Raw genomic sequence first — 21568 nt, forward strand, 5'->3', positions numbered from 1 at the left:
AGTTCCGCCTGACGACCATAGCGAGCGGGTCCCACCTGACCCCATGCCGAACTCAGCAGTGAAACCGCTCAGCGCCGATGGTAGTGTGGGGCCTCCCCATGCGAGAGTAGGTCATCGTCAGGCATTTATCCCGGAAACCCCCGTTGGCCCAGGCCAGCGGGGGTTTTTTCGTGGGCGGGTGGCGCGGGGTGTCGGCCAAGGAAGCGAAAACTTTAGCGCTTCGAACTCAAGAGAATGATGCTTGAGATGCGTCTTTCTTCTTCCTCGGCACATGAGTGATTTGCTAGGGTGAGGCACAGACATCAGCAGACGTATGCTTGCGATGACACGCACCTGACAAGGGAAGAGGTGGTATGGCTTCCATCGCGTCACTGGGTGTTGGTTCAGGACTTGATCTCAATGGCCTGCTGGACCAGCTCCAAGAAGCCGAGCAACAGAAGCTCGTGCCCATCCGACAGCAGCAGGCCGATCAAGATGCAAAGATCTCCGCCTATGGTCAGCTGCAGGGAGCGCTGTCGAAGGTCCAGTCTTCGGCCAGCAATCTCAACGATCCTGAACTCTTCAACAGTGTGACCAGCGATGTCGAGGGCGACAGCGTAAGTGCCGCCGCGACGCCCGATGCGCCGCCTGGGCGCTATGACGTGGACGTCACACAGTTGGCCACGGCATCGAGCATTGCCACCCAGGGCGTCGATGAAGAAGCGGTGCTCAATGCGGGCGCCGAGGCGAGCCTGGATGTCACGCTGAATGACGGGACGGCGCAGAACATTACGGTAGAGGCGGATAGCACACTAAGTGATGTGCGCGATGCCATCAACGCAAGCGATTCAGGGGTCTCGGCCTCGATCGTGTTCGATGGGTCGCAGAGCCGGCTGGCAATAGCTTCCGAGTCAACGGGGGCGGAAGCCGGTATCAATAGCGTCACCTTCAATGGTCTCGATGGCTTGGCGCTGGATACCGCGACGGAAATCCAGGGACAGGATGCCAAGCTGGACGTCAACGGCATCGCCATCACGAGTGACAGCAATCAGGTCGAAGAGGCCATCCAGGGCACCACGCTGAGCCTGTCGGAAACCGGGCAGTCCACGGTCACGGTGGAACGTGACGACGGTGCCATCCGCGATGCCATCACAGGGTTCGTCGACAGCTATAACAGCATGAAATCCACGGCGGATGACTTGACCAGCTTCGATGCCGAAAGCGGCGATGCCGGAGAGTTGCTGGGCGATGGGACGACCCGCATGGCGGAAACGCAGTTGCGGAGTACCTTGGCCTCGAGCGTCGAGGGCGACGGCCTGAACACCCTGAGCGACATCGGCATTTCGATGAATGTCGACGGTGAGCTGGAAGTCGACGACGAGAAACTCGACGATGTGATGGCGAACCAGCCTGGCGAGTTGCAGGCCTTGTTCACGGGAACCGGCGACACGGTGGGCATTGCAGGACGGGCCGAGGAAGAGCTGGACACCATGCTTGGTGACAACGGGATGGTAGAGAATGCCGTGACCGGTGCCGAGGAGCAGATGGCTCGTCTCGACGAGCGTTATTCCTCGATGCAAGACAGTATCTCGAGCACGGTGGATCGTTATCGTACCCAGTTCCAGGAGCTCGATAGCATGGTGGCCGAGATGAATCAGACCAGCAGTTACCTCACCCAGCAGTTGTCTGCCCTGGGCTAGACGCTAGCCTGATGTCAGCAATGTAACCGGCCCGGCGCCCGCCTCAGTGCGGGCGCCTTGGTTTGTGCGGGATGCTCCGCCCAATAGCTGCCGAGGCCTTGTCGGCTTAGCGGCACACCGCTTCCAGTGCCTCGATGAGGCTGTCCATCTCGTCTTCCGTTCCGATACTGATACGCAGGAAGTCGCTCAGCGCTTCCTTGTCGAAATGCCGCACCAGGATGCCGCGTTCGCGCAGTTCACCGAAGATTGCGCGGCCCTCGTAAGTCTCATGGCGTACGAACAGAAAATTGCTCTGCGACGGCATCACCTCGAAACCCAGCGACTCGAGACGTTGGCGAGTACGCTCCCGCGTGGTGATGACGCGCTCGCGACAGGCCTCGAAGTAGGCTCGATCATGCAGGGCGGCGATCCCGGCATCGATGGTGATGCGGTCGATGGGAAAAGAGTTGAAGGAGTCCTTGACCCTTTCCAGCCCCTCGATCAGCTCGCGCGAGCCGATGGCATAACCCAGACGCAATCCCGCCAGGCTGCGTGACTTGGAGAACGTGCCCGTGACCAGCAGGTTCGGGAAACGTTCGACCAGAGGGACCGCGCTTTCGCCGCCGAAATCCACATAGGCTTCGTCGACCAGCACGACACTCTCGGTGTTGCGTTCGAGCAGGGCCGCGATGGCATCCCGCGAGTGGCCGTGTCCGGTCGGTGCATTGGGGTTGGCGAAGACAATGCCGCCGTTGTCGGTGTCGAAGGCCGTCAACGGCACGCGCCACTGATCGTCGAGCGCAACGCTGCGGTACGCCACGTCATAGAGCTTGCAGTAGACCGGATAAAAGCTGTAGGAGATGGCGGGCATCAGCAAGGGGCGCGACTGACGAAAGAAGGCCTGGAAGGCCAGTGCCAGCACCTCGTCGGATCCATTGCCGACGAACACCTGTTCGGTCGCGACGTCGTAGGTTTCCGCCAAGGCCTCGCGCAGCGCGGTCGCGCTCGGGTCGGGGTACAGGCGCAGGTGATCGACGGGAAACTCGCGCAGCACCTGCTCCACGCCGGGCGCCGGTGGGTAAGGGTTCTCGTTGGTGTTCAACTTGATCAGACGTTCGCGCGGTTGCTCCCCCGGCACATAGGGAGTGAGCTCACGCACGGCAGGGCTCCAGAACTTGCTCATGAGGGCTCGCACAGGCAGTGAAGAGGTAGGTCACCATGGTGACGCGACGCCCGGGCAGGCGCAAGGTGCAGCGCGTCGCATGCCGCAGTGTCATCAGCGTGTCACGCTCGGCCCCTTGATTAGTGCTCTAACGACCTCATCTAGTGCACATCACAGGGTTTCAAGCGCTTACAAGGAGGCGACATGGCCTACGATCGGCTACTTTCCCCACTTACCATGGGCAAGCTGGAGCTGCCCAACCGTGTCCTGATGGCGCCACTGACACGGGCGCGCACCCCGGACATGGTGCCCAAGGCGCTGCAGGCGACATATTACGCGCAGCGTGCCAATGCCGGCCTGATCATCAGCGAGGCAACGAACATCTCGCCGACCGCACGCGGCTATGTGTACACCCCGGGCATTTACACCGACGAGCAGGAAGCCGGCTGGCGCGGGGTCGTGGACAGCGTGCACCGTGCCGGTGGACGGATTGCCCTGCAGCTCTGGCACGTGGGGCGCATCTCGCACCACAAGATTCAGCCGGGCGGACAACCGCCGGTCGCGCCGAGCGCCTTGCGCGCCGAAGGGGCCAATTGCTTTCTTGAGTTCGAGGACGGCAGCTCGGGGCAGCATCCCACCAGCACGCCTCGTGCGCTCGAGACCGAAGAAATCCCGGCTCTGATCGATGATTATCGCCAGGCGGCCAAGCGTGCCAGGCGTGCAGGTTTCGACATGGTCGAAGTGCACGCCGCCAATGCGTACCTGTTGCAACAGTTCATGGCGACCGGGTCGAACAAGCGTACCGACCGTTATGGCGGCAACCTGGTCAATCGGGCGCGCCTGGTGCTGGAAGTCGTGGATGCCGTCTGCGAGGTGATGGGGGCCGACCGTGTCGGAATCCGTATCTCGCCGTTCATCGAGATTTTCGGCCTGAGCGACGATGAATCGGAGGCGATGGCCTTCTATCTGGCCGAGCAACTGACGCGCCGCGGCATCGCCTACCTGCATGTCAATGAGCCCGACTGGACCGGTGAAGGACCGCAACTGACCGACACCTTCCGCCGCGAGCTGCGCCAGCGCTTTCCGGGCACCTTGATCTATTGCGGACACTACACCGCCGAGCGTGCCGAGGCGCTGATTCGCAATGGTCTGGGTGACGGTGCGGCCTTCGGGCGCCCGTACATCGCCAACCCGGACCTCGTCGAACGCTTCCGCCGGGATAGCGCTCTCAACGAGCCCGATCCGGCAACCTTCTACGGTGGCGGTGCCGAAGGGTACACGGACTACCCGACATTATCCTGAGATCCAGGTGCGCAAAGGGTGTCCGAGGCTGGCGCATGACGCTATGCTGTCACCCACGGGTCGCATGAACGGCCCAGGACCCATTGGTTAGGAGGACTATCATGCAGATCAGGACGTTGCTCGCCGGTTCCGCCATGCTCGCCGTGCTCGCGGGGTGCGCCACGGGCACTACCCAGCAGGAAACGCCCGATGCCTCGGCGCAGGCGGAACAGGCCACCGTCTACAACGGGACGTTGCCTTGCCGCAGCTGCGACGGCATCGACCTCGAAGTGCAGCTGATGGGTGATGAACAGGCGCCGGCCAGTGAGCGCACTTTCGATCTCCGTGCCGAGTATCGCAACCATCCGGAGAACCCGCCGGCGGAAGAGTACGAAGGTCAGTGGGAGGTCATCGATGGTGCTGCCGAGGATCCCAACGCCACCGTCTACGAGCTGACACCGGACGGCGAGGGGCAGATCTACTACTTCCAGAAGCTCGATGCCAATACTCTGGAATTGATCGACCCGCAGCTTCGGCGCTTCCAGAATGGCGAGACGCTGCGTCTGCAACGCCAGTCGTAACGCGTTCCTCGTCTCATCGAAAGGCGGCCTCCGGGCCGCCTTTTGCGTGTCTGGCCGGCGGCCGGGCATACCGTGTGGTCCCGGGCGGCAATGATAGAATGCCGGTAATCAGCGAGGAGCGACGACATGGCCAAGGCGAAGAGCGCCTTCGTGTGCACCGAGTGCGGTGCCGAATACAGCAAGTGGCAGGGGCAGTGTTCGAGCTGCCGGGAATGGAACACGCTCAGTGAAGTGCGTCTGGGCAGTGCCCGGCCGCATGCGCCGTCGCCGTCCACCACCGGGCGCAGCGGTTACGCGGGCCTGGTCTCGCGCGAGGTGGTCGATCTGGGGGAGGTCGACCTGACCGAGGTGCCGCGCTTTTCTTCCACCTTCGGGGAGTTCGACCGGGTGCTGGGTGGCGGTCTCGTGCCGGGCTCGGCGGTGTTGCTGGGGGGGAACCCCGGGGCCGGCAAGTCGACCCTGTTGCTGCAGACCGCCTGCAAGCTGGCGCAGTCTCACAAGGTGTTGTATGTCACCGGCGAGGAGTCGCTCTCGCAGGTCGCCATGCGTGCGCACCGACTTCAGTTGCCGGTCAAGGGCCTCAACATGCTGGCCGAGACCAGCATCGAAACGGTGCTTGCGGTCGCCGAGCGTGAAAAGCCCGCCGTCCTGATCATCGACTCGATACAGACCATGCACCTCGAGGACATCAGCTCGGCACCCGGCGGCGTGGCGCAAGTGCGCGAGTCGTCGGCGGCGTTGACGCGTTTCGCCAAGCAGAGCAACACCGTGCTGATGCTGGTGGGACACGTGACCAAGGATGGCACGCTGGCCGGCCCCAAGGTGCTGGAGCACATGATCGATGCCTCGTTGCTGCTCGAGGGCGGCGCGGACTCGCGTTTTCGCACCCTGCGGGGGCAGAAGAATCGCTTCGGCGCGGTCAACGAGCTGGGCGTTTTCGCCATGCTCGAGCACGGCCTCAAGGAAGTGAAGAACCCCAGCGCGATCTTCCTGTCACGCGCCGAAGAACAGGCGCCCGGCAGTCTGGTGATGGTGGTCTGGGAGGGGACGCGGCCGATTCTCGTCGAGGTTCAGGCATTGCTCGACGAATCGGCCCTGGGCAACCCGCGCCGTGTGGCCGTGGGCCTCGATCAGAACCGTCTGGCCATGCTGCTGGCCGTGTTGCACAAGCATGGCGGCCTGTTCACCGGCGACCAGGACGTCTTTCTCAATGTGGTCGGTGGCGTCAAGGTGCTCGAAACCAGCGCGGACCTGGCGGTGCTGCTGGCCGTCGTCTCCAGCCTGCAGAACCGCCATCTGCCACGTGAACTGGTGGCCTTCGGCGAGGTCGGGCTCTCCGGCGAGATACGCCCCGTGCCCAGTGGTCAGGAACGCATCGTCGAGGCGGCGAAACATGGTTTCAAGCGTGCCATCGTGCCGCGTGCCAACGCCCCCAAGCAAGCGCCCGAGGGTATGGAAGTGATCGCCGTCGACAAGCTTGCCGATGCCCTGGACGCCCTGTAAACGCCGGCGTGCCGGTCATGTAGAATGAGGGAAACCCTTGCCAAGGAGTGCTGCATGAGTGCCATCCGCCTGACGCAATACAGCCACGGCGCCGGTTGTGGCTGCAAGATCGCCCCCGACGTGCTCGACAGTATCCTCGCCAAGGCAGGTCCCGGAGCCAGCGACAAGCGCCTGATCGTCGGCAATCAGGGGCGCGAGGATGCTGCCGTCTATGACCTGGGGGACGGCCGGGGACTGATTTCGACGACCGATTTCTTCATGCCCATCGTCGACGACCCCTTCGACTTCGGGCGCATCGCCGCGATCAACGCGATCAGCGACGTTTACGCCATGGGCGGCACGCCGATCATGGCGCTGGGCATCCTGGGGTGGCCGATCGACACGCTGGCCGCCGAAATCGCCGGCGATGTCGTGGGCGGTGCGCAGTCGATCTGCCGCGAGCTCGGCCTGGCCCTGGCAGGTGGGCACTCCATCGATGCCCCCGAGCCGATCTTCGGCCTGTCGGTGAACGGGCTGGTGGATCTCGAGCATCTCAAGCTCAACAGCCATGCCAAGCCCGGGGATCTGCTGTATCTCACCAAGCCGCTGGGCGTGGGCCTGCTGACCACCGCCGAGAAGCGTGGCTGGCTGGCGCCCGGCCATCAGGAGCTGGCTCGCAAGACCATGCTCAAGGCCAACCGCATCGGGATCGAGCTGGCCAAGGTGCAGGGTGTGCATGCCATGACCGATGTCACCGGCTTCGGGTTGGCGGGGCATCTCAGCGAGGTGTGCCAGGCAAGCGGCCTCAAGGCACGGATCAATTTCGCCAAGCTGCCGCGCCTCGCCGAGGCCGAGGCCTATCGTCGGCGCGGTGCGGTGCCCGGTGGAACGCATCGCAATCGCCAGGCGCTGGGAACGGCCTTGCCGGACATGGATGCTGCGCACTGGCAGTGGCTCTGCGACCCGCAGACCTCGGGAGGGCTGCTGCTCAGCGTCGATCCGGCCTGGGCGGACGATGTCGAACGCATCGGGCGTCAGCATGGCCTCGCGCTGGAAGCTTTCGGCGAAATGCGGCCTGCTGACGGTGCCAGCCTGATCGAGGTGCGCGGGTGAGCCTGCCGCACCTCGCACCGGAGATGGCCCTGCTCGAACGTCCCCTGATCGATGTGCGTGCCCCGGTGGAGTTCGCCAGGGGCGCCTTGCCCGGGGCCGTCAACCTTCCCCTGATGGACGATGCCGAGCGGCACGCCGTGGGCATCCGCTACAAGGAAGCCGGCCAGGGAGCCGCCATCGCGCTGGGCGAGCGCCTGGTCGACGGTGACCTCAAGGCGCGTCGCGTGGCGGCTTGGCGGGCCTTTGCCGAGCGTCATCCCGATGCCGTGATCTACTGTTTCCGGGGTGGCTTGCGTTCACGCATCGCGCAGCAATGGCTACAGGAGGCAGGCATCACGCTGCCTCGCATCCAGGGCGGCTGGAAGGCCATGCGCCAGTGCGTGAACGCCGAGATCGAGGCGGCGGCCGCGCGCCCTGTGCTGGTCGTCGCCGGCCTGACCGGTTGCGCCAAGACCGAGCTGGTCCAGTCCCTCGACGTCGGTATCGACCTGGAAGGTCATGCCCGGCACAAAGGATCGGCGTTCGGTCGGCATCCCCTGCAAGGCCCCTCGCAGATCGATTTCGAACATGCGCTGGGCGCGGCGCTGTCGCATGCCACGCACGGCTGCGTGGTGGAAGACGAGTCGCGCATGATCGGGCAGTTGGATATCCCCCTGTCCTTCTGGCAGACCATGGAAACGGCCCCCCGCATTCGGGTGGAGATGCCGCTGGACTGGCGCCTCGAGCAGATTCGCAAGGACTATATCGATACCCTGTGGCGGACCTATCGCGATCATTACGGGGAATGGCTGGGCTGGTCGCTCATGCGCAAGCAGCTTTCCAGTGCCCTCAAGCGCGTGCGCAAGCGCTTGGGAAGCGCGCGCTTCCAGCGCCTGCAACGCCTGCAGGCGCTGGCCTTTCGCGAGCACCAGCGTGGCAACACCCAGGCGCATGAAGCCTGGCTCGCGCCCTTGATGCTCGAATACTACGATCCCATGTATCGCTACCAGCTCGAGCAGTCACCGTATGAGGCCTTGCATGTCGGTGACTGGGAGAGCTGTCTGGCGTTCGCGCGTGACTGGTCGGCTGCGCTGCCTCGCTAGTGCTTGCTGTCACGGCGTGCGTGCATGGCGCATCCAGTCGACCATCACGCGGTCGAGCAAGGGGGCCAGACGGTCGAAGCGACGCGGATTCTCGAGTACCGCCTCGCGCGATTGCAGGTAGGTGTCGCGCGCGGTCGAACGCGGGTCGTCGAGGGTGTCGGCGTGTGCGTAGCGTGCCTCGACGGCGTCGGCGGTCGCCTCCAGGTGGCATTGCAGGGCCAGCACCCGGCCACCGTCCCAGGCGAAGCCCTGCAGCGGGCTCGCGGCGCTGGCGCCCAGGGGCAGGGCATCCTCCGGCAGCCCGAAGATATCGCGATGCCAGAGGAACGCCTCGAATTGCTCGGGAAGGTCGAAGGGGCTGTCGTCTGCCAGCGTGATGCGTTGCCAGCCGCGTTCGGCATAGGTGCCCGGCGAGACGATGGCTCCCAGGGCTTCGGCGATCAACTGGGCGCCGACGCCGACACCGAGCAGGGGCTTGCCGCTCTTGAGCACGCGCGCGATCAGCTTGCGCTCGCGCTTGAGCCAGTCGGGCGGGGCCTCGTGCAGGCCGAAGGGCGCATCCAGGACGATCAAGGCATCGAAATTGTCGAAACCGGGCGGTGCTTCGTCGGCGTATAGATGGCAGGTATTGTGGCTGTGCCCCATGCCCGTGAGCCAATCGGCGAAACGTGCCGGGCCGAGGAAGTCCGCGTGTTGCAGAAAGTAGATATGCATGATGCGCCCATGATGGTAAAGCTTTTCGCCCCCGGCAAGCGGGGGCTGGCTCAGGAGATGTAGCATGCCGCGTGCCGAGGTGCTTGAACAGATCTATACCATCGTGGCCCAGATCCCCGAGGGGCGGGTCACCACGTATGGCCGAGTGGCGGGGATGACCGACGCCGCCACGGCGCGCATGGTGGGAAGTGCCATGCGCCACTTGCCCAGCGGCCATGGACTGCCATGGCACCGGGTGATCAATGCCAGTCGGCGGGTCACCGAGCATACCGGCGCGGTGCGCCAGCACGAGAAACTGCGCGCCGAGGGGATCGTCTTCGATGCCCGTGGCCGCGTCCCCGAAGACTTGCTCTGGCCCTGACGTGGCCATGGAGGAATGCAGATATGACATCGTCCGCCGGCGGCTTCCATGCGCGCCTGGAAGCACTGCCCAGCCGTGGCCGACTGGCCTTCATGGCGGCCTTGATCGAGCGCATGTGGCCCAACTATGCGCTGTATGCCGAGATGAGCGGCGTTGGCGATCCGAAGGTGCTGCGCAACGTGCTCGACCTGGCGTGGGAAGCGCTGGCCGTGAAGGACGCGGCGATCGATTTCGACAAGCAGGCCGAGAAGCTCGCCGCGCAGGAGCCGCCGGAAAGCGATGGCAGCTTCGGCGCGAGGCGTGCGGTGGAGGTGGTCATGGCGATGGCGGCGTTGCTCGATGCGCTGCGCGGCGAGGCGCCCGAGGCTCCACGCGACGTTAGCCGCCTGTCGCGCGATGGCGTGCATGCCTACATCGAGATGACCGATGGCGCGGAAGACGACGACGCCGAGCGTTTGGCGGCCCGTGTCCGCGAGCATCCGCTGATGGACGACGAACACGGTTTCCAGGAGGCGGTGCTGGAGTGCGTCGAAGCCCCGCTGACGCGCGACGCGCTCAAGGCACTGCGGCGTCTGGGGCGCAACGAAGGTGTCAGCAACCTGGGGCTCAGCGCCGACGCTTGACGAGCATCGGGGCATGGAGGCCCCGTACGGATTCGGCAGCCGCGCTACAGGCGCATCTCGATGCCATGTTCGGCCATGTAGCGCTTGGCGTCGGGGATGGTGTACTCGCCGAAGTGAAAGATGCTGGCGGCAAGGACGGCATCGGCGCCGCCTTCCTTCACGCCGGCGACCAGGTGATCCAGGTCCCCGACGCCGCCGGAAGCGATCACCGGCACGCTGACGGCGTCGGCAATGGCGCGTGTCACGCCGATGTCGAAGCCGGCCTTGGTGCCGTCGCGGTCCATGCTGGTCAGCAGCAGCTCGCCCGCACCGAGGTCGACCATCTTGCGCGCCCACTCCACTGCATCCAGTCCGGTCGGGGTACGGCCGCCATGAGTGAAGATCTCCCAGCGCGGCGTCTCGCCCTCGGCACTGACCCGCTTGGCATCGATGGCCACGACGATGCACTGGCTGCCAAAGCGCTCCGCCGCTTCATGCACGAACTCGGGATGGGTGACCGCCGCGGTGTTGATCGACACCTTGTCGGCACCCGCGTTGAGCATGGTGCGGATGTCGTCGCAGGTACGAATGCCGCCGCCCACCGTCAGCGGGATGAAGACTTCGCCGGCGATGCGCTCGACCATTTCCACCGTGGTGCCGCGGTCCTCGACGCTGGCGGTAATGTCGAGGAAGGTGATCTCGTCGGCGCCTTGCTGATTGTAGCGTTTGGCGACCTCGACGGGATCGCCGGCATCGCGGATGCCGACGAAGTTGACGCCCTTGACCACGCGACCGGCATCGACATCGAGACAGGGGATGATGCGTTTGGCGAGCGCCATGATCAGCTCCTCCGGGTTGCCAGTTGGGCGTCGCACAGGCGCTGGGCCTCGGCGACGTCGAGCTTGCCTTCATAGATGGCCCGGCCGGTGATGGCGCCGAGGATACCGGCATCCGCGACCTCGAGCAGGGCTTCGATATCGCCCAGATGGGTGACGCCACCCGAGGCGATGACCGGCAGGCCGCCTTCGCGGGCCAGCTCGGCGGTCGCGGCGATGTTGACGCCCTGCATCATGCCGTCGCGGGCGATATCCGTGTACACGATCGACGAGACGCCGTCGTCGGCGAAACGCTTGGCCAGGTCCACGGCCTTGAGCGTCGAGACCTCCGCCCAGCCATCGGTGGCGACATAGCCGTCGCGGGCATCGAGCCCGACGATCACGTGGCCCGGAAAGCGCCGGCACATCTCGCCGACGAATGCCGGCTCCTTGACGGCCTGCGTGCCGATGATCACATAGGAAACCCCCGCTTCGAGATATGCCTCGATGGTCTCGGCGGTGCGAATGCCGCCCCCGATCTGGATCGGCAAGTCGGGGTACGCGCGGGCGATGGCGGTTACCGCCTCGGCGTTCACCGGCTTGCCTTCGAAGGCGCCGTTGAGGTCCACCAGATGCAGGCGGCGGGCACCGGTCTCGACCCAGCGCGCCGCCATGGCCACCGGGTCGTCGCCGTAGGTGGTCGAGTCGTCCATACGCCCCTGCTTGAGGCGGACGCACTGGCCGTCCTTGAGATCGATGGCGGGAATCACCAGCATGACGTGTCCTCTCGGTATGCGTGTAGCGCCGCCTGGGGCGGCGTGTCCGGCGCGGGCGCTCAGGGAGCCCAGTTGACGAAATTCTCGAGCAAGCGCAGCCCGTCGTGGGCGCTCTTCTCGGGGTGGAACTGCACGGCGAAGACGGGGCCGCGCCCGGTCGCGACATGGGGCGTCAGGCCGGCGTAGTCGGTGGTGCCGAAGACATCGCCGTCCTCTTGCGCCTCGACATAGTAGCTATGCACGAAATAGAAGCGGGCGCCATCGTCGATACCCGCCCAGAGCGGGTGCGCGTGGCGCTGCGTGACACGGTTCCAGCCCATGTGCGGGACCTTCAGGCGCTGGCCGTCGATGTCATGCAGGTCTCGCCCGAAATGCCGCACGCGGCCGGGCAGGTAGCCCAGACAGGGCACGCCGCCGTTTTCCTCGCTTTCCTCCATCAGCATCTGCTGCCCGACGCAGATGCCGAGCAGCGGCTTGCCCTGGGCACGCAGGATCTCCTGCACCAGGCCCTGCAGGTCGTTGCGCTGCAGTTCGCTCATGCAGTCGCGAATCGCCCCCTGGCCCGGCAGGACCAGACGGCTGGCGCCCCGGATGCTGCGCGAGTCGTCGGTGATGACCACGTTTTCATGCGTGACGTGCTCCAGCGCCTTGGCGACGGAGTGTAGATTGCCCATGCCGTAATCGATGACAGCGATCGTCATGCTCGCTCCTTAGCGTGATGAGAGCCTCACAGGCTGCCTTTGGTGGAGGGCATCCGCCCGGCCATGCGGGGGTCGGGCTCCACTGCCATGCGCAGTGCACGGCCGAAGGCCTTGAAGATGGTTTCCGCCTGATGATGGGCGTTGAAGCCCTTTAGGTTGTCGATATGCAGCGTCACCTGGGCGTGATTGACGAACCCCTGGAAGAACTCCCAGAACAGTTGCGTGTCGAAGCGGCCGATGCTGGCACGCGTGAACTCGACGTCCATGCTCAACCCGGGGCGCCCGGAGAAGTCCACCACCACGCGGGACAGGGCTTCGTCGAGCGGCACGTAGGCGTGACCGTAACGGCGGATGCCACGTTTGTCGCCGATGGCCTGGGCGACGGCCTGGCCCAGGGTGATGCCCAGATCCTCGACGGTATGGTGGTCATCGATGTGCAGGTCGCCCTTGGCGTGGATGTCGAGATCGATCAGGCCGTGCCGGGCGACCTGGTCGAGCATGTGATCGAGGAACGCCACGCCGGTCTCGCATTGGAAATGACCCTGACCGTCGAGGTTGACGTGCACCTGGATCTGGGTTTCGTGGGTGTCGCGGGACACGGTGGCGACGCGCTCGGCCATGGGGATCTCCAGCACTTCGAACGTGAACGGGGCGCGCGATGAAGACGGGTGCGCAAGGCTCGCGGCGCCATGGAACGGTCATTATAGAGAATCGCCCCGGCCATCCGCTACAATGCCGGGAGTTCAGGGGCGATTCCCGCGTCCCATCACCATCGCTCGAGGGTCCGTGACAGGGGCCAGGGAGATCGTCCAGGGAGAGCCAGCATGCCGGTGACCTTGCAGGAAATCGACCGCGCCCAGTGGGAAACGGATTCCCAGGTGGCGCAGGATCTCGCGCGCATCTACCGCGATGCTCCTGCCGAGCGCCTTCCCGCGCCCGTCGACCGTTTCATCGAGGCGCATTTCGCCCAGGGAGGAACCTTTTGCTGCGCATTGTTCAATGCGCGGCGTCTGGGCGCCGTCGCCGTGCAACGTGAAAAGGGCGTATGGTGGGTATCGCATTTCTGCGTACGTGCCGAAACCCGCCATCGCGGCGTGGGCTCGCGTCTCTTGATGCTCATTGCCGAGCGGGCGCGAGACGAAGCCTGCACACCGCGCGTGCCGAGCACGGTACTGATGATGGGTGACCAGTTGTTGTTGACTCGGCTCGGCTATCATCCCGCTGCCGACGGGGCGTATTACGAATTCCATTCATTAGCGTCAGAGGGAGGGCGCCGATGAGAGCGCTGCTGAGAGCATTATTGGCGGTGGTCGGGGTGTTGGCCCTGATCGTGGTCGGCGCCGTGGTTTACATCACCACCTTCTTTGATCCCAACGACCTCAAGCCGCGCCTCGTCGAGGCGGTGCGCGAACAGAGCGGCCTGGATCTCAACCTGGAAGGGCAGCTGGCGTGGTCGTTCTATCCGCGCCTGGGCTTCAGCGTCGAACAGGCCGAGGCCTGGTTGCCCGAGCAGCCACATGAAGAGGCGCCCTTCGCGGCATTCGAGCGCGCCGAGGTCAGCGTGGCATTCGCGCCGCTGCTTTCCGGCGAGGTCGCCGTGGAGGGGCTGACACTGGATGGCATGCGCCTCAACCTGGAACGCGACGCCCAGGGCCGGGGGAACTGGCAAGTCCTGCTCGACCGCCTGGAAAACGGCGGTGACCAGGCGGAGCGTGCCCTGGCGCCTGCCTCGGCAGGGCCCGGGCTCGATCAGAACGCCGACAGCCTGCCGGTGGCGCTGGATATCGCAAGTGTCCAGGTCCGTGACAGCCTCGTGCACTATCGCGATGCGCAGCGCGGCCTCGATCTGACGCTGTCGGGCCTCAGCCTGGACGGCAGTAACGTCAGCCCCGATGCGGCGTTTCCCCTGCAGATGGCGTTCGAGCTCGAACGCCAGGCGCCTGCGCTGACCAGCGACGTCAACTTCAAGAGTCGGGTGCGCCTCGGCCTGAGCGACGGTCGCTATGAGTTGAACAAGGTGACCCTGGAAACCAGCACGCAGTGGCCGGCGCTCTCCGAGCAGGCGCAGGGCCTCAACCTGCAGATCGGCCATCTGCTGGCCGAGACCCAGCGGCAGCATTACCGGATCGACGATGCCCGACTGAATACTCGCCTGCACCATCCTGCCGTGGACGGCAAGCCCCTGGGACTGAGCCTCGGGTTCGACGGCGAGGCCGACCTCGATGCGCAAACGGCACAGCTGCGCGACATTGCCCTGAGCGGCGATGATGACCTGGACCTCACGGGGACGCTGAGCTTTACCGACCTGCTCGGTGCGCCGGAGTATACCGGCCAGCTCAAATTGTCGCCCCTGTCGCTGCGTGACTGGCTCACGCGTTTCGAGGCCCTGCCGGAAACCGGCGACGACAAGGCGCTGAGCGAGGTGGCGTTCACCAGCCCGGTGCACGGCGACCTCGAGCGTATCAATTTCTCGAACCTGAGCCTGCTGCTCGACGGGGAAACCTTCACCGGCGAGCTGGGGGCCGGCTTCGATGGCCAGTGGCTGAGCTTCGACCTGCAAGGCGAGCGTCTCGACCTGGATGCCTACCTTCCGCCTGCCGCCGCGTCCCGTAACGAGGACGATGCAGCTGACGCCGAGGACACGGCGGCCTTGCTCGAGACGCTGGGCGTCGCCCCGGCGTATGCGGCCGCCGAGGGCGCGGAGCTGCTGCCCGTCGAGTGGCTGTCCGGCCTGACGCTCGATGGTCAACTGGCATTGGACACCATGATGCTCAAGGGCATGACGCTGACGGACGTCGCGCTGCGCGCTGCCGGCAGCGACGGCCGGCAGCGCCTGGAATCGCTGACCGCCAAGCTCTACGAAGGCACGCTCGATGCCCAGGGTAGCCTGGACCTGCGCCAGTCGCCCCTGCGCATGGCGTTCACGGAATCGCTCTCCAATGTACAGATCGCGCCGCTCTACGCGGATGCCACTGGCGAGACGTCACCGTTGCGGGGCCGTCTCAACCTGGAGAGCGACGTGACCTCGCGTACCAACCGGCTCGAATCGCTCAAGCGTCACCTGAATGGCACGGCGTCATTGCGCATCGACGACGGCGCCATGCTCGACGTCAATGTGTCGAAGCAATTGTGCACGGCAGCAGCGTTGCTCGATGGAGAGCGCTCGGATCGCGAGTGGAGCGAGGACACACCCTTCGATACGCTCTCGGCCACGCTCGATATCACCGATGGCGTGGCACGTAACGACGACCTCACGATTCGCATTCCGGGCATCGAGATGACCGGAGCGGGGACGTTCAACATTCCCACCGAGCGTTTCGACTATGACGTCAAGGCGCGCTTCATCGACACGGCGGACCAGCAGGCGTGCCGTGTCACCTCGCGCCTGCAGCAGGTCAGCCTGCCGGTGCATTGTGAAGGCCGCCTGGGCGAAGCGCCGGAGGAATGGTGCCGCTTCGACCGCGAGGCCTTCCAGGACACGCTGGAGGCACTGGCCGAGGACAAGGCCAAGCGAGAGGTCGGCGAGGAAGTCGACGAGGCGCTGGACAAGCATCTCGACAGCGAGACCGCACGCAAGATCGATGAAACGCTGGGTGAAGGTGCCTCCAAGGAACTCGGGGACAAGTTGCGTGGTCTATTCAAGTGAGCAAAGCCCAAAGCCAGTCCCTGCGCCGACACCCGTCGGCGCTTTTTTTGGTATCCGTCGTGCCTGACACCTTCACACCTGACATCCATGGCTTGACGGCGTCTTCGCCGTCTGGACGATAACGCACAATGCAGGACATTCCGCTTACCGCCGAGGCCTTTCGTCAGCGGCTCTTCGCATGGTTCGACGAGCATGGACGCAAGACGCTGCCCTGGCAGTTCGACAAGACGCCCTACCGTGTCTGGGTCTCGGAAATCATGCTGCAGCAGACCCAGGTCGCCACGGTAATCCCATATTACCAGCGCTTCATGGATCGCTTTCCCGATGTGTTTGCCCTGGCCGAGGCGCCGCAAGACGAGGTGCTGCACTTGTGGACGGGCCTGGGCTACTACGCACGTGCCCGCAACCTCCACAAGGCTGCTCGTGTCGTGGTGGAGGAACATGGCGGCGAATTCCCCGTGGACAGCGTCGAGGCGCTGTCCACGCTTCCCGGCATCGGCCGCTCCACGGCCGGCGCCATCATCAGCATCAGTACCGGCCGGCGCGCGCCGATTCTCGACGGTAACGTCAAGCGTGTGCTGACTCGCCTGCACGGCGTGGAAGGCTGGCCCGGTCGGCCGGCGGTGGAGCGTGAGCTCTGGGTGCTGGCGGAGCGTTACACGCCCGAGGAGCGTCTGCCCGATTACACCCAGGCGATGATGGATGTGGGAGCGACGCTGTGCACCCGCGGCAAGCCCGCGTGTCTGTTATGCCCCTTCAACGATGTGTGCGTGGCGCATGCGCGTGGCGAGGAAACGCGCTTCCCCGAATCCAAGCCGCGCAAGACACTGCCCGAACGTACCACGCGGATGCTGGTACTGCGTGACCCGGAGGGCCGCGTGTTCCTTCAGCAGCGGCCCGCGAGCGGTCTGTGGGGCGGGCTATGGAGCTTGCCGCAATTCGATGACGAAGCGGCGTTGCGTGCCTGGCTCGACCAGCGCTTTCCACGGGCTCAACGCGAAGCGGACGGTGCCGCCTTCACGCACACGTTCAGCCACTTCCGGCTGGTGATCACGCCGTCTCCCGCGCGTCTGCACGAGCCATTCAGCAGCGTCGGCGAGACGGGCGAATTGTGGTACGACGTGCAGGCCCCGGCTAGTGTAGGATTGGCCGCACCGGTCAAGACGCTGCTCGATCAAGCCGTTACTTGAAACCGTGCCATGACGAACCGCAACTTTCAGGAGCCAGCGCCATGAGCGATACCGTCTTTTGCCGCAAGTACCAGAAGGAACTCGATGCCCTGCCGTTTCCGCCGCTTCCCGGCGCCAAGGGCCAGGAGATCCAGCAGACCGTTTCCAAGCAAGCGTGGGATGAGTGGCAGGCGCTGCAGACCCGTCTGATCAACGAAAAGCATCTCAGCCTGCTGGACCCCGATGCGCGCGCTTATCTCATGGAGCAGATGGAGCGCTTTCTGGACAACCGCGAGACCGATCAGGCCGAGGGCTACGTGCCTCCGAGCCAATAGGCCCGGTGGTCGGCATCTTTTTGAAATGAAAAGACTTGACCCACGCCGAGGAATTCGGTTTAATACGTCCCCGTTGGCAAGGGCCAGATAGCTCAGTCGGTAGAGCAGTGGATTGAAAATCCTCGTGTCGGCGGTTCGATTCCGTCTCTGGCCACCACATTGCTGGGGTATAGCCAAGTGGTAAGGCACCGGTTTTTGGTATCGGCATTCGCAGGTTCGAGTCCTGCTACCCCAGCCATCGCCAACGTTTCTATGCTATGCCGACATAGCTCAGTTGGTAGAGCAACTGACTTGTAATCAGTAGGTCCCGGGTTCGACTCCTGGTGTCGGCACCATAGCTTAGATATTGATTTAAAAGGCTTTTTTGGCCTTGAAAGAAACCGCCTATCAGGGCGGTTTTTTTGTATGTGTCAACCAAGTGTCCACAGCGCTAATTCAAGCATTACAAATTCTGCACCCTGAAATCCGCCGAGCGGTCGACCTCGTCGCCGGCAACCATGAAGCGGCCGTGACCGCGGTAGTGCAGTGTGCGGGCAAGGTCGAACGAGGTATCGACATGGGCTTTGACGATCTCCCAGATGAAAAGCTCGTGGCGGTCTATCTGGCTGTCGTCGACCAGGCGGCATTCGAAGCTGGCATAGCATTCCTCCACGAGTGGCGCTGAGACGATCTTGCCCGGTGTCGGTGTCAGCCCGAAGGCATCGAACTTATCGAGCGCATCACCATCGCTATTGCCCACCCCGACCACGGCGTCGATCAGTTCCAGTGTCGGTATGTTGATCGTGCACTCGCGGCTTCCGCGCACGAGGCGGTGGCTGTGATTGGCGGCGGTGATCAGGCAACCGAAGTGTGCCGGCGTGAAGCCGAGCATCATGTGCCAGCCTATCACTATCAGGTTGCGCTCTGCCTGCCATTGCGAGCCCACCAGTACGATGGGGCCGGTTTCCAGATGACAGCGGCATTGATCGAGTGGGAAGTTGGTCTTGCGGGGTGTCATACCTTCTCCTGGCAACTATGGTACCCCGACTAAAATAGATCATCGTGGTAGAAGAAGGCGTTGACGAGGTCCAGACATAAATAAGCCCGGCCGAGGCCGGGCTGCGGACGTTGCGTCATTGCAGTGTCCTGTCGAGCTCCCTGCGACTTGCCACACGTCCCTGTGCGCGATGCTTGGGCATCAAGGTCGCTTCCCTGCTCGACGGCGACCACAGTGACATAGCGAGAGGGGGACTAGATTGATCCAGGTTAAATACCCGACAATCGGACTCGGATACTATTCATCATCCGAGAAACCGCCCGGTGGATCGCAGGTATCGCAGGTGCTGACGCTTGATGTAGTCAGAAGCTTACTGAAAAAGTATCGGATGTCGGTAAACGATACGTCGCTAATGTGTTATCTTTTGTAATCGTGAGCCATGGATGGCGAGGAACCTGCAAGGATGTCCGATTCCATCGCGTAGTGGCTCACACACTGCGTACTACGTTTTGGCCCTCCCTTCGTGGAGGGCTTTTTTCGGTCCGTCGCATGCTGCCAGGGGGCCAACGCAACAGGCCCATGCTGGAGCATGGGCCTGCTGATCAGTGCCTGGCTGTGCGAACCGGCGCCGCTGGCTCGGGCAGTGCCATCAACGCTGCATGAGTGCGTCCAGAGCCGCGTTCAGCGTGGCGCTGGGGCGCATCGCCTTGCTGGCCAGCTCATGATCGGGATGGTAGTAGCCGTGGATGTCCACCGGCTTGCCCTGCACCTCGTTGAGTTCATTGACGATCTTGGCTTCGTCCGCTTCGAGCGACTTGGCCAGTTCGGTGAACTGCTCCTTCAGCTCGGCATCTTCATCCTGAGCGGCCAGCGCCTGGGACCAGTAGAGCGAGAGATAGAAGTGGCTGCCGCGGTTATCCAGCTCGCCGACCTTGCGCTTGGGTGACTTGTCCGCGTCGAGGAACTTGCCGGTCGCCTGATCGAGTGTCTTGCCGAGAACCTTGGCCTTGGTGTTGCCATAGGTCTTGCCGAGGTGCTCGAGCGAAGCGGCAAGTGCCAGGAATTCACCCAGCGAGTCCCAGCGCAGGTGGTTCTCTTCCAGCAACTGCTGCACGTGCTTGGGCGCGCTGCCGCCGGCACCGGTCTCGAACAGCCCGCCGCCTTCCATCAGCGGTACGATGGAGAGCATCTTGGCACTGGTGCCGAGCTCCATGATCGGGAACAAGTCGGTCAGGTAGTCGCGCAGCACGTTCCCGGTGACCGAGATGGTGTCCTCGCCCTTGCGAATGCGTTCGAGAGAGAAGCGCATCGCGTCTTCCGGCGCCATGATGCGAATGTCGAGGCCACTGGTGTCATGGTCCTCGAGGTAGCTTTCGACCTTCTTGATCAACTGTGCGTCGTGAGCACGCTGAGGGTCCAGCCAGAAGACGGCAGGGCTACCGCTGTCACGAGCCCGCGTGACGGCGAGCTTGACCCAATCCTGGATCGGCGCGTCCTTGGTCTGGCACATGCGCCAGATATCGCCGGCTTCCACGTCGTGGCTGAACAGCTGCTGACCGTTTTCGTCGGTGACGACCACGGTGCCATCGGCCGGGATCTGGAAGGTCTTGTCGTGAGAGCCGTACTCTTCGGCCTTCTGTGCCATCAGGCCGACGTTGGGAACGCTGCCCATGGTGGTCGGGTCGAAGGCACCGTTCTGCTTGCAGTCATCGATCACGACCTGGTAGATGCCGGCGTAGCAACGGTCGGGAATCACTGCCTTGGCGTCGTGCAGGGCGTCGTCGGCTCCCCACATCTTGCCCGAGTCGCGAATCATTGCCGGCATGGAGGCGTCGATGATCACATCAGAGGGAACATGCAGGTTGGTGATGCCCTTGTGCGAGTTGACCATCGCCATCGGCGGGCGCTCTTTGTAGAGAGCGTCGATGTCGCTGGTGATCGCGTCCTGCTGTTCGCTGGGCAGCGACTGGATGGCACTGTAGAGATCGCCGATGCCGCTGTTGGGGCTGAAGCCGGCCAGCTTGAGGGCGTCGGCATGCTTCTCGAGCACGTCCTTGTAGAATTCCTCGACCACCATGCCGAACATGATCGGGTCCGAGACCTTCATCATGGTCGCCTTGAGGTGCAGCGAGAACAGTACGCCGCGCTTCTTGGCGTCCTTGATCTCGCTGTCGATGAAGTTGCGCAGGCGGCGGCTGCTCATGCGAGCGGCATCCACGACCTCGCCTTCCTGAACCGCCAGGTTCTCCTTCAGCACCGTGCGGGTGCCGTCTTTCTGCTGGAGCTCGATCTTGAGCTTGCCGGCCTGAGCGATCACGGCGGATTGCTCGCTGCCGTAGAAGTCCCCCTCGCTCATGTGCGCGACATGAGACTGGGAATCGGCACTCCACTCGCCCATGCGATGCGGGTACTTGCGAGCGTAGTTCTTGACGGACTGCGGGGCGCGGCGATCGGAGTTGCCTTCGCGCAGCACCGGGTTGACCGCACTACCCTTGGCCTTGTCGTAGGCGGCCTTGATCGCCTTTTCTTCGTCGCTGGAGGGCTCGTCCGGATAATCCGGCAGGGGGTAGCCCTGGCTCTGCAGTTCCTTGATGGCAGCCTTGAGCTGCGGGCCGGAGGCGCTGATGTTGGGCAGCTTGATGATGTTGGCTTCCGGCGTCTTGGCCAGCTCGCCGAGTTCGCTCAGATCGTCGCTGACGCGCTGCTCGTCGCTGAGCAGGTCCGGAAATTGCGCCAGGATACGGCCGGCCAGTGAAATGTCGCGGGTTTCGACGCTGACGCCGGCGGTACTGGTGTAAGCGGCGATGATCGGTAGCAGGGAGTGGGTCGCCAGCGCAGGGGCTTCATCGGTAAGCGTGTAGATGATCTTCGGCGTGTTGGACATTTGGATATTGACCTCTCTTGTCACTGCTGTTGCACGAATCTTCAGCGGTGCGGGTTGGCTTGGGACGATACAAGTACTGACCGGCGATCATGGGCAGCCTTGCTCGCCCGGCGATGGTGCGGTGCCCGCGAAGGCGCTTGGACCATCATGCAGAAGATGAATTCGGTGGCCCGTCACGGTGCCGGCGACCCAGCGGTCGAGTCGGATTATACCAGTGCAGCGTTTGTTGC

General features: G+C 63.9%; 20 protein-coding genes, 3 tRNA genes and 1 rRNA gene. 16 read left to right on the plus strand and 8 right to left on the minus strand.

Features of this window, described 5'->3' with window-relative positions; genetic code table 11:
* Window positions 1–7: 7 nt before the first annotated feature.
* Together rrf and fliD are read left to right on the plus strand one after the other, a co-directional pair.
* Window positions 8–123: ribosomal RNA gene (gene rrf, locus CSAL_RS02605) — 5S ribosomal RNA — on the plus strand.
* A gap of 230 nt (window positions 124–353) precedes the next feature.
* A complete protein-coding gene (gene fliD / locus CSAL_RS02610; RefSeq protein WP_011505814.1) occupies window positions 354–1679 on the plus strand; it encodes a flagellar filament capping protein FliD in 1326 nt (441 codons plus the stop codon).
* Between the two features lie 106 nt (window positions 1680–1785).
* Here the strand turns inward: fliD and hisC are convergent, their stop codons facing one another.
* Window positions 1786–2841, minus strand: a complete 1056-nt coding sequence (gene hisC, locus CSAL_RS02615; protein ID WP_011505815.1) for a histidinol-phosphate transaminase — start codon at window positions 2839–2841, stop codon at window positions 1786–1788.
* Window positions 2842–3024: 183 nt separating this feature from the next.
* Here hisC and CSAL_RS02620 point away from each other — a divergent pair, with 183 nt between their 5' ends.
* The 5 genes from CSAL_RS02620 (at window position 3025) to mnmH (ending at window position 8359) form a co-directional block, all read left to right on the plus strand.
* Window positions 3025–4122 carry an alkene reductase gene (locus CSAL_RS02620; RefSeq protein WP_011505816.1) on the plus strand — a complete coding sequence of 366 codons (1098 nt, stop codon included), beginning with the start codon at window positions 3025–3027 and terminating at the stop codon, window positions 4120–4122.
* Window positions 4123–4223: 101 nt separating this feature from the next.
* Entirely contained in the window at window positions 4224–4682 is a 459-nt protein-coding gene (locus CSAL_RS02625) for a copper resistance protein NlpE N-terminal domain-containing protein (RefSeq protein WP_011505817.1), read from the plus strand.
* Window positions 4683–4808: 126 nt separating this feature from the next.
* Entirely contained in the window at window positions 4809–6185 is a 1377-nt protein-coding gene (gene radA, locus CSAL_RS02630) for a DNA repair protein RadA (RefSeq protein WP_011505818.1), read from the plus strand.
* Between the two features lie 54 nt (window positions 6186–6239).
* Window positions 6240–7277, plus strand: a complete 1038-nt coding sequence (gene selD / locus CSAL_RS02635; protein ID WP_011505819.1) for a selenide, water dikinase SelD — start codon at window positions 6240–6242, stop codon at window positions 7275–7277.
* A complete protein-coding gene (gene mnmH / locus CSAL_RS02640) occupies window positions 7274–8359 on the plus strand; it encodes a tRNA 2-selenouridine(34) synthase MnmH (protein WP_011505820.1) in 1086 nt (361 codons plus the stop codon). The genes selD and mnmH overlap by 4 nt, the downstream gene beginning before the upstream one ends.
* 9 nt (window positions 8360–8368) lie before the next feature.
* Here mnmH and CSAL_RS02645 read toward each other — a convergent pair whose 3' ends face one another.
* The gene (locus CSAL_RS02645) at window positions 8369–9073 is read right to left on the minus strand and encodes a type 1 glutamine amidotransferase (RefSeq protein ID WP_011505821.1); all 705 of its coding nucleotides are present in this window, start codon (window positions 9071–9073) and stop codon (window positions 8369–8371) included.
* 64 nt (window positions 9074–9137) lie between these two features.
* On the opposite strand from CSAL_RS02645, the gene CSAL_RS02650 reads away from it, so the two are divergent.
* Window positions 9138–9434: an MGMT family protein gene (locus CSAL_RS02650; RefSeq protein ID WP_011505822.1), complete on the plus strand. Its 297-nt coding sequence runs from the start codon at window positions 9138–9140 to the stop codon at window positions 9432–9434.
* A 23-nt stretch (window positions 9435–9457) separates the two neighbouring features.
* A complete protein-coding gene (locus CSAL_RS02655) occupies window positions 9458–10057 on the plus strand; it encodes a YjaG family protein (protein ID WP_011505823.1) in 600 nt (199 codons plus the stop codon).
* Between the two features lie 44 nt (window positions 10058–10101).
* Here CSAL_RS02655 and hisF read toward each other — a convergent pair whose 3' ends face one another.
* Genes hisF through hisB form a run of 4 tightly spaced genes read right to left on the minus strand, consistent with a single transcriptional unit; the run spans window position 10102 to window position 12948 of the window.
* Window positions 10102–10875 (minus strand): imidazole glycerol phosphate synthase subunit HisF, encoded by a 774-nt coding sequence (gene hisF, locus CSAL_RS02660; protein WP_011505824.1) that lies wholly within the window; start codon window positions 10873–10875, stop codon window positions 10102–10104.
* Between the two features lie 2 nt (window positions 10876–10877).
* Window positions 10878–11627 (minus strand): 1-(5-phosphoribosyl)-5-[(5-phosphoribosylamino)methylideneamino]imidazole-4-carboxamide isomerase, encoded by a 750-nt coding sequence (hisA, locus tag CSAL_RS02665; protein WP_011505825.1) that lies wholly within the window; start codon window positions 11625–11627, stop codon window positions 10878–10880.
* Window positions 11628–11686: 59 nt separating this feature from the next.
* Complete coding sequence (gene hisH, locus CSAL_RS02670) at window positions 11687–12328, minus strand: imidazole glycerol phosphate synthase subunit HisH (protein WP_011505826.1); 642 nt, start codon at window positions 12326–12328, stop codon at window positions 11687–11689.
* Window positions 12329–12354: 26 nt separating this feature from the next.
* Window positions 12355–12948 carry an imidazoleglycerol-phosphate dehydratase HisB gene (gene hisB / locus CSAL_RS02675; RefSeq protein WP_011505827.1) on the minus strand — a complete coding sequence of 198 codons (594 nt, stop codon included), beginning with the start codon at window positions 12946–12948 and terminating at the stop codon, window positions 12355–12357.
* A gap of 204 nt (window positions 12949–13152) precedes the next feature.
* Between hisB and CSAL_RS02680 the strand changes: the two genes are divergently transcribed.
* From CSAL_RS02680 to CSAL_RS02710, 7 genes are all read left to right on the plus strand, one after another.
* The gene (locus CSAL_RS02680) at window positions 13153–13608 is read left to right on the plus strand and encodes an acetyl-CoA sensor PanZ family protein (protein WP_011505828.1); all 456 of its coding nucleotides are present in this window, start codon (window positions 13153–13155) and stop codon (window positions 13606–13608) included.
* Window positions 13605–15974, plus strand: coding sequence for an AsmA family protein (locus CSAL_RS02685; protein WP_011505829.1), 2370 nt, complete (start codon window positions 13605–13607; stop codon window positions 15972–15974). The genes CSAL_RS02680 and CSAL_RS02685 overlap by 4 nt, the downstream gene beginning before the upstream one ends.
* A 128-nt stretch (window positions 15975–16102) precedes the next feature.
* Window positions 16103–17164: an A/G-specific adenine glycosylase gene (mutY, locus tag CSAL_RS02690; protein WP_011505830.1), complete on the plus strand. Its 1062-nt coding sequence runs from the start codon at window positions 16103–16105 to the stop codon at window positions 17162–17164.
* Between the two features lie 41 nt (window positions 17165–17205).
* Window positions 17206–17478, plus strand: coding sequence for an oxidative damage protection protein (locus CSAL_RS02695; protein ID WP_011505831.1), 273 nt, complete (start codon window positions 17206–17208; stop codon window positions 17476–17478).
* Between the two features lie 81 nt (window positions 17479–17559).
* A tRNA-Phe gene (locus tag CSAL_RS02700) sits at window positions 17560–17635 on the plus strand.
* Window positions 17636–17641: 6 nt separating this feature from the next.
* A tRNA-Gln gene (locus CSAL_RS02705) sits at window positions 17642–17716 on the plus strand.
* 21 nt (window positions 17717–17737) lie between these two features.
* Window positions 17738–17813 (plus strand) — tRNA-Thr (locus tag CSAL_RS02710).
* 107 nt (window positions 17814–17920) lie between these two features.
* On the opposite strand, the gene CSAL_RS02715 is transcribed toward CSAL_RS02710, so the two are convergent.
* Window positions 17921–18475: a flavin reductase family protein gene (locus CSAL_RS02715; RefSeq protein WP_011505832.1), complete on the minus strand. Its 555-nt coding sequence runs from the start codon at window positions 18473–18475 to the stop codon at window positions 17921–17923.
* Window positions 18476–19103: 628 nt separating this feature from the next.
* Window positions 19104–21338, minus strand: coding sequence for an NADP-dependent isocitrate dehydrogenase (locus tag CSAL_RS02720; RefSeq protein ID WP_011505833.1), 2235 nt, complete (start codon window positions 21336–21338; stop codon window positions 19104–19106).
* Window positions 21339–21568 lie beyond the last annotated feature (230 nt).

The organism is Chromohalobacter israelensis DSM 3043 (genome assembly GCF_000055785.1).
In the GTDB taxonomy this organism is placed as follows: domain Bacteria; phylum Pseudomonadota; class Gammaproteobacteria; order Pseudomonadales; family Halomonadaceae; genus Chromohalobacter; species Chromohalobacter israelensis.

Bases quoted from the DNA above. Each gene is read 5' to 3' on its own strand.
- CSAL_RS02695 (WP_011505831.1), top strand. From the start codon at position 17,206: ATGAGCGATACCGTCTTTTGCCGCAAGTACCAGAAGGAACTCGATGCC.
- hisA (WP_011505825.1), bottom strand. From the start codon at position 11,627: ATGCTGGTGATTCCCGCCATCGATCTCAAGGACGGCCAGTGCGTCCGC.
- hisC (WP_011505815.1), bottom strand. From the start codon at position 2,841: ATGAGCAAGTTCTGGAGCCCTGCCGTGCGTGAGCTCACTCCCTATGTG.
- radA (WP_011505818.1), top strand. From the start codon at position 4,809: ATGGCCAAGGCGAAGAGCGCCTTCGTGTGCACCGAGTGCGGTGCCGAA.
- selD (WP_011505819.1), top strand. From the start codon at position 6,240: ATGAGTGCCATCCGCCTGACGCAATACAGCCACGGCGCCGGTTGTGGC.
- CSAL_RS02620 (WP_011505816.1), top strand. From the start codon at position 3,025: ATGGCCTACGATCGGCTACTTTCCCCACTTACCATGGGCAAGCTGGAG.
- hisF (WP_011505824.1), bottom strand. From the start codon at position 10,875: ATGGCGCTCGCCAAACGCATCATCCCCTGTCTCGATGTCGATGCCGGT.
- CSAL_RS02680 (WP_011505828.1), top strand. From the start codon at position 13,153: ATGCCGGTGACCTTGCAGGAAATCGACCGCGCCCAGTGGGAAACGGAT.
- hisH (WP_011505826.1), bottom strand. From the start codon at position 12,328: ATGACGATCGCTGTCATCGATTACGGCATGGGCAATCTACACTCCGTC.
- mutY (WP_011505830.1), top strand. From the start codon at position 16,103: ATGCAGGACATTCCGCTTACCGCCGAGGCCTTTCGTCAGCGGCTCTTC.
- CSAL_RS02720 (WP_011505833.1), bottom strand. From the start codon at position 21,338: ATGTCCAACACGCCGAAGATCATCTACACGCTTACCGATGAAGCCCCT.
- CSAL_RS02715 (WP_011505832.1), bottom strand. From the start codon at position 18,475: ATGACACCCCGCAAGACCAACTTCCCACTCGATCAATGCCGCTGTCAT.
- CSAL_RS02685 (WP_011505829.1), top strand. From the start codon at position 13,605: ATGAGAGCGCTGCTGAGAGCATTATTGGCGGTGGTCGGGGTGTTGGCC.
- CSAL_RS02625 (WP_011505817.1), top strand. From the start codon at position 4,224: ATGCAGATCAGGACGTTGCTCGCCGGTTCCGCCATGCTCGCCGTGCTC.
- fliD (WP_011505814.1), top strand. From the start codon at position 354: ATGGCTTCCATCGCGTCACTGGGTGTTGGTTCAGGACTTGATCTCAAT.
- CSAL_RS02655 (WP_011505823.1), top strand. From the start codon at position 9,458: ATGACATCGTCCGCCGGCGGCTTCCATGCGCGCCTGGAAGCACTGCCC.
- CSAL_RS02650 (WP_011505822.1), top strand. From the start codon at position 9,138: ATGCCGCGTGCCGAGGTGCTTGAACAGATCTATACCATCGTGGCCCAG.
- hisB (WP_011505827.1), bottom strand. From the start codon at position 12,948: ATGGCCGAGCGCGTCGCCACCGTGTCCCGCGACACCCACGAAACCCAG.
- CSAL_RS02645 (WP_011505821.1), bottom strand. From the start codon at position 9,073: ATGCATATCTACTTTCTGCAACACGCGGACTTCCTCGGCCCGGCACGT.